The organism is Bradyrhizobium sp. RT6a, assembly GCF_040547675.1.
Taxonomy (GTDB): domain Bacteria; phylum Pseudomonadota; class Alphaproteobacteria; order Rhizobiales; family Xanthobacteraceae; genus Bradyrhizobium.
The window spans coordinates 84,973-97,260 of sequence record NZ_JBEPQC010000012.1; the positions used below are offsets into that span (position 1 = coordinate 84,973).

9 protein-coding genes are annotated in these 12,288 nt (G+C 65.2%); 1 reads left to right on the forward strand and 8 read right to left on the reverse strand.

Annotated elements, in window-relative coordinates; translation table 11 throughout:
* Positions 1-10 precede the first annotated feature (10 nt).
* A complete protein-coding gene (locus ABIC03_RS36670) occupies positions 11-2,851 on the reverse strand; it encodes an ATP-binding protein (RefSeq protein WP_354065482.1) in 2,841 nt (946 codons plus the stop codon).
* Between the two features lie 287 nt (positions 2,852-3,138).
* Here ABIC03_RS36670 and ABIC03_RS36675 point away from each other — a divergent pair, with 287 nt between their 5' ends.
* On the forward strand, positions 3,139-4,128 hold the full coding sequence (locus ABIC03_RS36675) for a Bug family tripartite tricarboxylate transporter substrate binding protein (protein WP_354065485.1): 990 nt from the start codon (positions 3,139-3,141) through the stop codon (positions 4,126-4,128).
* A gap of 6 nt (positions 4,129-4,134) precedes the next feature.
* Here ABIC03_RS36675 and ABIC03_RS36680 read toward each other — a convergent pair whose 3' ends face one another.
* From ABIC03_RS36680 to ABIC03_RS36710, 7 genes are all read right to left on the reverse strand, one after another.
* Positions 4,135-5,274: an MFS transporter gene (locus ABIC03_RS36680; protein ID WP_354065487.1), complete on the reverse strand. Its 1,140-nt coding sequence runs from the start codon at positions 5,272-5,274 to the stop codon at positions 4,135-4,137.
* A gap of 1,009 nt (positions 5,275-6,283) precedes the next feature.
* Positions 6,284-7,516 (reverse strand): Zn-dependent hydrolase, encoded by a 1,233-nt coding sequence (locus ABIC03_RS36685; RefSeq protein ID WP_275173275.1) that lies wholly within the window; start codon positions 7,514-7,516, stop codon positions 6,284-6,286.
* Positions 7,509-8,294 carry an ABC transporter ATP-binding protein gene (locus tag ABIC03_RS36690; RefSeq protein ID WP_275173273.1) on the reverse strand — a complete coding sequence of 262 codons (786 nt, stop codon included), beginning with the start codon at positions 8,292-8,294 and terminating at the stop codon, positions 7,509-7,511. The genes ABIC03_RS36685 and ABIC03_RS36690 overlap by 8 nt, the downstream gene beginning before the upstream one ends.
* A complete protein-coding gene (locus ABIC03_RS36695) occupies positions 8,291-9,064 on the reverse strand; it encodes an ABC transporter permease (RefSeq protein ID WP_027519414.1) in 774 nt (257 codons plus the stop codon). Before ABIC03_RS36695 ends, ABIC03_RS36690 begins: the two co-directional genes overlap by 4 nt.
* 73 nt (positions 9,065-9,137) lie before the next feature.
* A complete protein-coding gene (locus tag ABIC03_RS36700; RefSeq protein WP_354065489.1) occupies positions 9,138-10,082 on the reverse strand; it encodes an ABC transporter substrate-binding protein in 945 nt (314 codons plus the stop codon).
* Between the two features lie 106 nt (positions 10,083-10,188).
* Positions 10,189-10,917 (reverse strand): histidine utilization transcriptional repressor HutC, encoded by a 729-nt coding sequence (gene hutC / locus ABIC03_RS36705; RefSeq protein WP_354065491.1) that lies wholly within the window; start codon positions 10,915-10,917, stop codon positions 10,189-10,191.
* Entirely contained in the window at positions 10,914-12,272 is a 1,359-nt protein-coding gene (locus ABIC03_RS36710) for a formimidoylglutamate deiminase (RefSeq protein ID WP_354065493.1), read from the reverse strand. Before ABIC03_RS36710 ends, hutC begins: the two co-directional genes overlap by 4 nt.
* Between the last annotated feature and the right edge of the window lie 16 nt (positions 12,273-12,288).

The following is a 12,288-nucleotide window of genomic DNA, read 5'->3' on the forward strand; positions in this document are numbered from 1 at the left end:
TAGCGCGCGTTCAGGTTCGCAATTGCGCGACCAGGTCGCGGGCGACGCGCATATCGGCGAAGTCTGAGCCCTCGGCAAACGCCCCGGAGACATGATCGAGAACCGCCAGAGCCTCCGCGCTCTGGCCGGCCCCGATCATCAACCGTGCCAGGCTGACTGCGCTTCGCAGCTCCCAGAAGCGCGCGCCTTGCTGGCCGGCAATGGCCATGGCCTCGCGAAAACGCGCCTCGGCATCCTCTGAATGCCGGGCGCTCCTGAGCATCAACTCTCCCTTGATGCGGATCAACTCCGGCAGATACCAGAGCTCCTGCCGGTCGTTGCAGCGGGTCAGCACATCCTCGATCACGTCGAGGCCGCGATCAACCTGGTCGGCCTCTCCGGAACACGCGGCGAGCTCGCCGAGCAAGGGCAGGAAACGCGGCAGGAAGCGCGCATCGCCGGCGCGATTGAGCTCCTCGCGCAGCAGCGGCAGGCCGGTTGTGACGTCCCCGCGCTTGACCATGACTGCGGCGTTGAAGGCGCGTGCCCACAGGCCCCACAGCCGGATCGCGTGGCGTTCGGTGTGTTCGAGCAGTTCGGCGCCGTGACGCTCCGCAGCGTCGAAATCGCCGGACCAGAAGGCGATCGGACAGGCGGCTTGTCCGAGCACGCTGCAGAAGGTCAGCGCGTGGCCATTGGCCCGGCCTTCCTCGATGTTCCTGGCCGTGAGGGCCTGAGCCTGATCGGCCAGGCCCTGAAGCCACAGGATGCGAGCCCGAAAATATTGGGTCGAGATTCTCAGATCGAGCGGGAAGATCTTCGGCTTCTCCGCCAGCACATGCAGCGATGCATTGACCCGGTCGATGCGCAGCCGCGCCTCGTTCTGGTCCCCGAGATAGTGCAGCGCGACGGCCATCAGCCGGTCGCCCAGCATGACATCGGTCTTGTCGGGCGAATTCGCGGCTGCGTTCGCAAAGCGATCGGCGAGGGCACGGGCTTTGCCGAACTGTCCGTTGTTGAACTGGTCGATGCACAAGCCCCAGAGCGCCCGCAGCCTAAAATCCTTGTCCTCGAGCCTGTCAGCAAGCTCCAGGGTGGTCTCGAGGATCGGTCGCGCCTCGCGCGCGCGGCCCTCGCCATACATCAGCGACCATCCGAGCGCCGACAGAAGCTGCATGCGGATGCGGTCGTCGTCGGCGGTGTCTCCGAGCGCCGCGAGCGCCGTTCTGCTGCGCTCACGGCATTCCGCGAACAGCGAAAGACGCACCCATAGCGTGACCGCGGCCGCCGTCAGCGCGATACCAAGTCTCGCCTCGCCGTCGGGCCCGAACGCCCAGTCCAACGCCGCACGCACATTGTCCAGCTCCGCGCCATAGATGCTCAGCCATTCCGGCAGCGGCGTCGAAATATCGGCCTCCGCGCGCTCGAATAGATCGCGAAAATGCTCGGCATGACGCCGCGCGAACTGCCTGGCTTCGCCGAGCTCGTTGAGTTTTCCGTATGCATAGGTCCGCGTGGTGTCGAGCAGCCGATAGCGCAGTGTCCGCGAGCCGGACGGCGAGATCAGCGATTTGGTCACCAGGCTGTCGATCGCTTCGAGAGTCTCGGATGCATTGAGGCCGTCACCGGACGCGATCGCGGCAGCCGCCTCCGGCGCGAAAGGCCCGGCAAAGACCGACAGGCGTCGCAGCGTGGCGCTCTCCGCAGCAGGCAGAAGGTCGTAGCTCCAGTCGAGAGCCGCGGCAAGCGTCTGGTGCCGTGGCACGGCGGTGCGCCGGCCGCGCCATTGCAGCGAAAAGCGGCTGTCGAGCAGAGATGCCGTGCCGGCGATGCCGTAAGCATTGACGCGGCCCGCCGCGAGCTCGATCGCCAGCGCGATGCCGTCGAGGCGTCGGCAGATGCTCGCGACGAGCGGCGCCTCTTCCGCGCTGAGCTGGAACGGGCCCGAGCTCTGCGCAATGCGCTCCACAAAGAGTTGAGCTGCGGGGTAGGCAAGGACCTCGTCGACAGCAAGCCCTTCGCGCTCGGGCGGACAATCCAGCGGGAACAGCCGAAAAATCCGCTCCCCTTCGCTGCGGAACGACTCGCGGCTGGTTGCGAGAACACGAAGCTGCGGCGCCTCGCGAACGATGCGCTCGACGAGCGGCGCCAAATGATCCAGCACATGTTCGCAACTGTCGAAGATCAGCAGGGCCGGGCCGGTCTTCAGAAGCGTCAGCAGAGCCGGCGTCGGATCCTCTGCGCTGATGGTCAGTCCGAGCGCCGAAGCAATCGTGGTCGCGATGTGACTGGCATCCCTCAGCGGACCGAAATCGACGAAGAAGACTCGCCCGCCGAAATCCTGGGACCGGCGATGCCCGACGGTGACGGCGACCGAGGTCTTGCCGATGCCGCCCGGGCCGACGACGGTCATGAAGCGATAGAGCGAAAGTCCGTTCGAAATCTTCTCGATGACATCTTCCCGGCCGACCATCCTGGTGAGCTGAGCGGGCAGGGAGCGGGGAGGGGCGGTTTCGGCCGGGAGCGGGGCGGCCGGCGGAGCTGCTTGAGCGAACGAGGCGACAAAGCAATAGCCGCGGCCGGGCACGTTGACGACGTAACGGGCCGACTTGCCGGTGTCGCCGAGCGCCTTGCGCAGCGCCGCGACATGGAAGCGCAGGCTGCCCTCGTCGACATTGACGCCAGCCCAGATGCGCTTGACCAGCTCTCTCTTGTCGACGACTTCTCCGGGGCGTCCGGCAAGGAAGATGAGAATGTCGAGAGCGCGGCCGCCGAGGTGAAGCGGCGAGCCCTCCTTCTCCAAGAGTCGGGACTTCGGAAACAGTCGAAATGGCCCAAAGGAAATGGCCGAGTCTTCGCTACGATCTGGCACGCGCCATCGCCCCCTCGAAGGGAGTCAAAAGGTATTACTTTTTGGTCTACCAGAACGAGGCGTACAGTAAACTGGCCGAAAGCAGTGGGCAGGGTTGGCAGCCCTGCGTGGACGGATGGCTCGCCGAAATAATGCTTGAAAAATAACGTGTTAGGCCGACGTGACGATGCGATGACGCCGGGGTTCATCCGGATGGAGCATTGACTGTGATGCCGGATTGCTGCGATGGCATGGTCCGGGAGCCGGTCCCGCCACCACATTGACTGCCGACTTCCGGAATTTCCAGCATGGCCTCTTTCACGCGGCGACAATTCGTGCGCGCGTTGACAAGCGCAGCGGCGCTCGCCGCGCTTCCCCGCAACGGACAAGCCGCCGACTATCCGTCTCGTCCCATTCGCCTGGTGATTCCCTACGGAGCCGGCGGATCGGGTGACCAGATCGCGCGCCCCTGGGTGGACAGGATGCCATCGCTGCTCGGGCCGACCTTCGTCGAATATATCGGCGGCGCGGGCGGCGCCATCGGGTCCGCGGCGGTCGCGCGCGAGGTGCCCGACGGCTATTCGCTGCTGCTCGGCAACGGCAGCACGCAGGTCATCATTCCCATGACGTCGGCGAATCCCGGATATTCCGTTGGCGATTTCCGCGCCATCTACCGGCTGATCAACAGCGCGCTGGTTTTCGCCATCAATCCTTCGGTGCCCGCCGCAAGCCTGCGCGAGTTGATCACCTATGCGAAAGCCAATCCGGGAAAGCTGTCCTATGGCACGCCGGGGATCGCCACCGGAAACCATCTGGTCGGCGAAGCCTTCAAGCAGCAGGCCGGGGCGCTGGACATCGTCCACGTGCCCTATCGAGGCATCGCGCAGGCGACCAACGACCTCGTCAGCGGCCAGATATCGCTCGTCATTGCCGTCATGTCCGTTCAATTGCAGCAGCTGGCTCAAGCCGGGAAAGTCAGGCTGCTTGCGGTCACCACCGAAACGCGGCTGAGCGGCGCGCCGGAGATCCCGACCGCCGTCGAATCCGGCATGCCCGGCATCCGGTATGAGGGATGGTTCGGTCTGTTCGCACCCAAGGACACCGACGATGCGATCATCGGCCGGATCGCGCAGGCGACGCGGCTTGCCATGGCCGATACGGCGCTTCTGGCGAGCTATCGCGCCCAGGGCATGGAGCCGGACAACGATTCAGGCCCGGACAAATTCCAGCGCATCGTCGAGGCCACATCCGCAAGCCTCGCGCCCCTGATCAAATCGATCGGGCTGAGCAATTTGTGAGGCCGCTCAGCCGTCGGCGCGCGTAACGATGCGCGCCGACAGCGTGACGAGGCCCATCAGCACAGCCAGGAGCCAGAACGCCATCGGCAATCCACCAAGACGTGCGACGAAGCCGACACCGGCGGGGCCGACGAGAACGCCGGCGTAGCCGGCGGTCGTGATCGCCGCGACGGCGAGCCCCGTGGGCATCACCGTCTGCCTCGCCGCCCGCCGGAACAGCACCGGCACGAGGTTCGATGCGCCGAGGCCGATGAGCAAAAAGCCGGCTACGGCGACCGCCACGACGGGAGCGGTGAGCAGGACCATGAAACCCGCGATCGCAATCAGGCTGCCCCAGACCAATGTCGTGCGGTCTCCGATGCGTGCGACGACGGCGTCGCCGCCGAGCCGCCCGATCGTCATCGCGACGGAGAACACGATATAACCGATCCCGCCTTGCGCTTCGGAAACGAGACCCGCGCCGATGACGAGCAGCGCGCCCCAATCGAGCATCGCGCCTTCGACGAGGAAGGTGATGGCGCAAAGCAGCGCGAGCAGGAGCACGGCGCCATGCGGCAACACGAACAACGGCCCCTCCTGTACCTGCACGGAGCGAAGCAGCCGCGGCCAGGCCGCCAGCGTCGCGATCAGCATCAGGACGGAGCAGATCAGTGTGCAGGCGAGCGCACCGAGTTGCAGCGAGAGCAGTGCGGTCATGAGCGCGGCCCCGGCGAAGCCGCCGATGCTGAACAGCGCGTGGAAGCCGGACATCAGCGGACGTCCCGCGGCGCGCTCCACCTCAACCGCGTGGATGTTCATGGCGACGTCGATGGAGCCAAGCGCGGCGCCAAATGCGAGCAGTGCCAGCGCCAGCGTCATGGGCGAGCTCGCGATTGTCAGCAGAGGCAGGACCAGGGCAAGACCGAGCCCGCCCGCAATGATGATCGGCTTGCTGCCATAGCGCGCGCTCAGCACGCCCGTCAGAACCATCGCGACGACCGAGCCGATGCCGAGGCTGAGCAGGAGCAGTCCGAGGATGCCGTCGTCGACGGCGAGCCGCGCCTTCGCGAACGGCACCAGCGGTGCCCAGCACGCGATGCCGAAGCCCGCGACGAGGAAGGCAAGCCTGGTCGCAAGGCGTGTCGCTGGCCTGTCGGCAGAAGACATGGGAACTCCGGGAGGGGGAATCAGGGGCAGGGGCAATCGACAAGCCGCGCAATTGTTGCGTCTTTATGTCCGCGGCAGACTCGGATTGTCGCAGGCGGCCCGTGGGTTGGCCGCAAGCGGACACACAGGCCTTTTGGCTCGTCACCGGCATCTCGGCGGCGCCGGTGGGCTGCGCCGTCAGACGAAACACCCTGACAGCCCGACCTGCGCCGGTGTCAAGCCGTGCGCGCAAAAATATTCCACTTTACCGAAATTCGGAAATGGCGTATGTGTCGGCCATCCCGGCTCATCCTTGAGGGGCGATCTCGTTGTCGTCTTGATTGCGAGCCGGGTTGCGATGGACGCGGCAGCGTCGGCATGAGAGGTGCGGGCAGGGCGGGTAGTCCCTGTGAGCCCGTGGCCACGTGCGGACGAGCGGCGCTGTGAAGTTCGTCTCGTCGGTATTTCGATGGCTACGTGCACGATGCCGTCGAACCCTGCGGCGAAATGGCGAATGCGCGTACGGCAAAACCGTGTGGTCCTGGCCGTCGTTGCTACGGTCAAGCTTTCGCGGAGGTGTGTGCGAGCCCAACCGGGCAGACAGCATCATCCAATTCGCGAGGCGAGGGAGGCCAGAAGGAAAGTTCGGCTCCCGGGAGAGCACGGCATAAGCCGTCCAACCATCGCGCAGGGAAGGCCGAGTGATTGGCTACACCTGTATGCTGCTGTGCGGTTTCCTTGCGCTACATCTTCGCGCAGCGGACCGCGGGTGCCAGCCGGCACCCGGCCTTCCCTGCGCCCTCTTGGATTTGAGGGTGGAATGACGAAGCAAAACTCGGGCGAAATGCGCCGCGAGGCTGCGAAGCTGTGTCTGCAATTCAAAATGCTAACTGGAACAGCGGCGCTACCGCCTCATACTCCGTCATTGCGAGCGAAGCGAAGCAATCCAGTCTGCCGCCGCGGCGGGATTCTGGATTGCTTCGCTTCGCTCGCAATGACGATGGGGAGAGAGTGGGGGCGGCACGCCGTTCTAGCCGCCGAGTATCCGCCGACAAGCTTCGACGAACACTTGCGCGCCCGTGACGATGTCGACGTCGGCGGTGTTCTCGGTCCAGTGATGGCTGATGCCGCCGATCGACGGTACGAACAGCATACCCGCGGGCATGACCGTCGCCAGCATCTGCGCGTCGTGGCCGGCGCCGCTGGGCATGCGGACGGACCGTCCGCCGGCAAGGGCCTTGCTCGCGGCTTCGATCGCGTCCTGGATGCCCGCGTTCATCATGGCCGGAGCGCCAGTGCGAATCTTTTCCACGGTGATGGTGCAGGGGCCTTTCGCGCTGGCCTCGTACACCATGCTCCGCAGCAACTCCTCCAGCCGCGCGATAACCGATGGATCGTCGTCGCGGATCTGGAACAGCATTTCGGCTCCCCCCGGAATGATGCTGGGCGCGCCAGGATCGAGCGTGATGCGGCCGGTGGTCCAGACCGTGCGCGGGCCGCTTGTATCAGGGAAACGCTCGTCGATCGCGACGCAGAATTTTGCCAGCGCCAGCCCGGCATCCTTCCGTGCAGCCATGCGGGTGGTGCCGGCGTGATTCTGCTCACCGACGAAATTGATCTGGTATTGCCAGATGCCCACGATGGAGGTGACGACGCCGATCGCAAGGCGACCGCTTTCGAGCGTGTCGCCCTGCTCGATATGCGCTTCCAGATATCCGACATGCCGGCCCGGCTCGGCGGTAATGCGCGGTCGTCCTGCCAGCCCCATGTCGGCGAGTGCCTCCCGCATGCTGCGGCCGCTGGTGCGGTCGCGTGCGGCATCAATGTCGGCCTCGGTCACTTGTCCGACATAGGAGCGCGAACCGAGGAAGTGCCCAAAATGTCCTTCCTCGTCGCACCAGGCGGCAAGTTCGACCGCGCCGTCGAGCGAGGGATCGGCATTGAGCACGCGGGCCGCTTCGAGCGCGTAGACGACGCCGAGCGGCCCGTCGAGCCAGCCGGCGTAGTTCTGGCTTTCGAGATGCGATCCCGCCAGCAGCTTGGGTCCCGGCTTTGCGCTGGTGCCGAAGACATTGCCGATGCCGTCGATCGCCGCGGTGAGGCCCGCGTCGGGCAGCTTCCGCACCAGCCAATCCAGCGAAAGCCTGTGCGGCTCGGAGAAGGTCGGCTTGTGCACGCCGGTCTTGTAGGCGCCGATGGCGCGGAGCGCATTGAGATCGGCGAGAACGCGTATCCCGTTTGCGCGTGAAAAAGTGTCAGGCATGCTCGGCAACCTTCAACGCCTCGGTGCGGATCTCCTCGACCAGCCGTTCCTTCAACTGGACGAATTCGGGCGTGGTCTTGATCTTGTAGGAGCGCGGATGCGGCAGGTCCACGTTGATCTCGGCCTTGATGCGGCCGGGGCGCGCGCTCATGACGATGACGCGGCTGCCGAGGAAGATCGCTTCCTCGATGTCGTGGGTCACGAAGAGCACGGTCTTCTGGTCGCGCTCCCAGATCCCGAGCAGCATTTCCTGCATCAGGGCGCGAGTCTGGTTGTCGAGCGCGCCGAATGGCTCGTCGAGTAGCAGGATCTTGGGGTCATTGGCGAGCGCGCGCGCGATCGCGGTGCGCTGCTGCATGCCGCCGGAGAGCTGCTTTGGCCAATGGTTCTCGAAGCCGGACAGACCGACCTGGCGGATGAAGGCGTCGGCGATCTTGTTTCGCTCCGACTCGGACACCCCACGCTCGCGCAGGCCGAAGGCGATGTTCTCGCGCACCGTCAGCCAGGGAAACAGCGTGTAGGACTGGAACACCATGCCGCGGTCGGCGCCCGGACCGGTGACCTCGCGTCCGTCGAGCACCACGCGTCCGCCGGTCGGGCGATCCAGGCCGGCGACGATGCGAAGCAGCGTGGACTTGCCGCAGCCGGAAGGGCCGAGGATGGTGACGAAGTCGTTGTTGCCGATCACAAGATCGGTCGGCTCCAGTGCCCTCGTTGGGGCGTTGCCGTGACGCGCGGGAAAGGTCCGCGAGACCTGTTCGATCTTGAGGATCGTCATGCGAGCCTCCAGGGAAACAGCCACGCGTTGAACGCCTTGAACAGGAAGTCCGAGACGAGGCCGATCAGCCCGATCACGATGATGCCGAAGATGATCTGGCCGGTGTTGAGCAGCGCCTGGCTGTCGGTGATCATGTGGCCGATGCCGGAGGAGGAGCCGATCAGTTCGGCGACGATGACATAGGTCCAGGCCCAGCCCAGCACCAGCCGCAGGATCTCGGCGATCTCCGGCGCGGAAGAGGGCAACAGCACGCGGCGGATGATGCCGCGGTCGCTGGCCCCCAGCGTATAGGCGGCCTCGACCAGGTCGCGCCGCGTGGTACCGACGGTGACGGCGATCATCAGGATGATCTGAAACACCGAACCGATGAAGATGACGAGCAGCTTCTGCAGCTCGCCGATGCCGGCCCACAGAATCAGGAGAGGAATGAAAGCGGAGGCCGGCAAATAGCGCGCAAAGGAGACGAACGGCTCGAGGAACGCCTCGACCGGCTTGTACGCGCCCATCAGCACGCCGAACGGCACCGCGATGATGGCGGCCAGCACGAAGCCGCCGACGACGCGCCAGATTGTCATGCCGATGTCGAACAGGAAGCCCTGTTTGACGATCAGATCGACGCCTTCCTGCACCATGGTCAGCGGGTTGGCGAGGAACACCTTCGACACGTGGCCGCCGAAGGTCGCCCAGGACCAGAGGGCAACGAACACCACGAAGAACGCAAGGCCGTAAGCCACGCGCTGCCTTGACGTCACGGGATCGAGGGGACGCATCAAACTGTCTATCCGGGCGGTGAACAAGTTTGCCGGCCCCGCCGCGAGACGGGGCCGGCGGCTCCTAGGAGACTTACTTGATATAGCTCGCGTCGAAGAGATCCTCGACCTTCGGCGCGGCCTTGATGATGCCGATCTCGAGCAGGAGGTCGGCGGCCTCCTTGTTGAAGGTCAGGAAATCGCCGGCGAAGAATTTCTGGTTCGCAGCCTTGTCCTGCCAGCGCAGATACTTTGCCGAGTTGCCGAAGGCCTCGCCGGTCTGCTTCACGTCGGCGCCCATGATCTCGTAGGCCTTGGCCTGGTCCTTGGAGATCATTTCGAGGGCCTCGAAATAGCTGTCGGCGAGCGCCTTGGCGGCCTTCGGGTTCTCGGTGAGGAATTTCGGCGTGCAGCCGAACGTGTCCATGACCATCGGATAGTCGAGCGTGGTCGCGATGATCTTGCCCTTGTCGGGTGCGGCACGAACCGTCGACAGGTACGGCTCATAGGTCATGGCGGCATCGTTCTGGCCGGAGACGAAGGCCTGCGCGGCCGCAGCCGGCTCGAGATTCACGACGGTGACGTCCTTAACCGACAAGCCGTTCTTCTTGAGCATCCAGGCCAGCGCGAAATAGGGCGAGGTGCCGGGCGCGGACGCCGCAACCGTCTTGCCCTTCAGATCCTTGATCGCGGCGAGCTCGTTGCGCACGGCCATGCCGTCAGCGCCGTAGCTCTTGTCGAGCTGGAAGATCTGCTTGGTCGCGACGCCGTTGGCGTTCCAGGAGATCCAGGTCTCCACGGTCGTTGCCGCGCACTGGACGTCGCCGGAGGCGATCGCGAGATGGCGATCCTTCTGCGGAATCTTCTTGATGGTGACGTCGAGGCCGTTCTTCTTGAAAATGCCGGCTTCCTTCGCCAGCGTCAGCGGCGCGAACCCCGTCCATCCGGAAATGCCGACGCCGACCTTGACGTCGTCGGCGAGCACGGAAGTGGAAGCTGTGAGAGCAATGATTGTCGCAAATACTTTCGAACTACGCATGATTGTCGTCCTCTTGCCGATCGATGGATTGACGTCCTGTTGATCTTGGTCGGTCCTCATGGACCGTTGCGCGAAGCGTTGCACGATTTGTGCCGACATCGTCCTCTCAGCCTCCCTTGAATCGGGCGACAAGGCGGTGAGAGTCACCGGGATAGAGCAGCCGCACCGCGGTGATCGTGCGCGCGCTGCGCCAGGTATAGCGGTCGATCACGAGGCAGGGTGCGCCGACGGCGATGTCGAGCGCTTCCGCCGTGCGATCATCCGCGACGATAGCGCTGATCGTATGCTCGGCCTCTGTCCATGGAACATGGTGAAGCAGCCACGAGCCGGGCGGCTCACGCGAAAAATCCGCGGTCGCTGCATTCGGCACCGACGCGAGATCGATCAGCCTGTCCTCGACGGCGAAAGGCACGTTGTCGGCGCTGTGGCGGCAGGTGATCGCGACCACCTTGCCGGCCTTCTTGACGCCGAGGCGGTCGCGGTCGGCAGCCGTTGCGGCGCGGAGCTTGCGGCCGATCAGCTCGTAGCCGTAAGCACGCCCGAGCGCGGTGATCTCGGCGCGCATGTCCGCGATCTTGAGCACGGCGGACTGATGTTGCGGCCGGCGGACGAAGGAGCCGGCACGTCGCCGCCGCTCGATCAGGTCGGCTTGCGCGAGCTCCGACAGCGCCTTGTTCACGGTCATGCGTGAGCAGCCGTAACGCGCGACCAGTTCGTGCTCGAAGGGGATGCGATGCCCGGGCGGCCACTCGCCGGTCAGAATGCGGTTCTCGATATCGGCGCGAATCCGTTTGTAGAGCGTGGGCTGGTCGGTCGTATCAGTGGCCAGGCTCATGCAACGAGCCTCCGCACCGATGCGTTGAAGTGTTCGCGCGCGGCCTGGCGCAGTCTGTGCCGGCCGCCTTCGACGACCTTGTCGCCGCCGGCCCAGACGCAATCGACCGCACCGCTGCCCGCAGCAAAGATCCAGCCGTCGAGGACGGCGTCGCGCACGCGCCCCGCCAGCGAGGGATGGGTGATGTCGAGCGAGACGATGTCGGCGCGCGCACCTGGCGTGAGACCGACTGACATCTGTGCCAGTGCCCGCGCACCGCCTGCAAATGCATGATCGAACAGGGCGCGTCCCGTCGAGCGGCCTGCGCCGGCAGAGAGCACGTTGCGCTCGCGGTGCTTGAGCCGTTGGCCATATTCGAGCTGGCGCAGCTCGTCGGCGACGCCGACCAGCACATTGGAATCCGTGCCGACGCCAAAGGCGCCGCCGGCACCGACGAATTCGCGAGCCGGGAAAATGCCGTCGCCAAGGCTCGCCTCGGTGATGGGGCAAAGGCCGGCGACCGCGCCGGTCTTGACGACGGCGGCCAGTTCCTCATTCGTCGTATGGGTGGCGTGAATGAGGCACCAGCGTTGGTCGACGGGCGCGTGTTCCAGCAACCATTGCACCGGACGTCGCCCGGACCACGCCAGGCAATCCTCGACTTCCTTCACCTGCTCGGCGGCATGAATGTGCACCGGTCCGCCATCCGCGAGCGGAATGATCGCGGCAAGCTCGGCCGGCGTCACCGCGCGCAAGCTGTGGGGCGCGATGCCGATATTCGCGCCCGGCAATCGTGCAATCGCCTTGCGCGAGGCCACCATCAGCGCGGAAAATTGATCAACCGTACAGATGAAGCGGCGCTGTCCGGCATGCGGTGCTGCGCCGCCAAATGAGCCATGCGCATAAAAACTCGGCAGCAACGTCAGCGCAATACCCGAGGCTTCGGCGGCCTGCGCGATCCGTGCGGCCATTTCGCCGACGTCGGCATAGGGCGAGCCGTCGCGATCATGATGCAGATAGTGGAATTCGCCGACGCGGGTGAAACCCTGCTCCAGCATCTCGACATAAAGCAGTGTCGCGACCGCTGCGACGTCGTCAGGCGTCATCGCCAGCGCGAAGCGGTACATCGTCTCGCGCCAGGTCCAGAAGGTGTCGGTGCTATCGCCGCGCAGTTCTGCAAGTCCCGCCATGCCGCGCTGGAAGGCGTGGCTGTGCAAGCTCGCAAGTCCAGGAAGTGCAATAGCGTGGCGTTCGTCGCCGGAGGCCGGGGCCACGCCCGCGGTCACCTCGGCGATCGCGCCGGCGGTGATCACCACCTGCACGGCATTGGCCCAGCCCGAGGGCAGGAGCGCGGAGGCGAAATGCAGTCGTGTCATGTTTCCATGCCGGCTG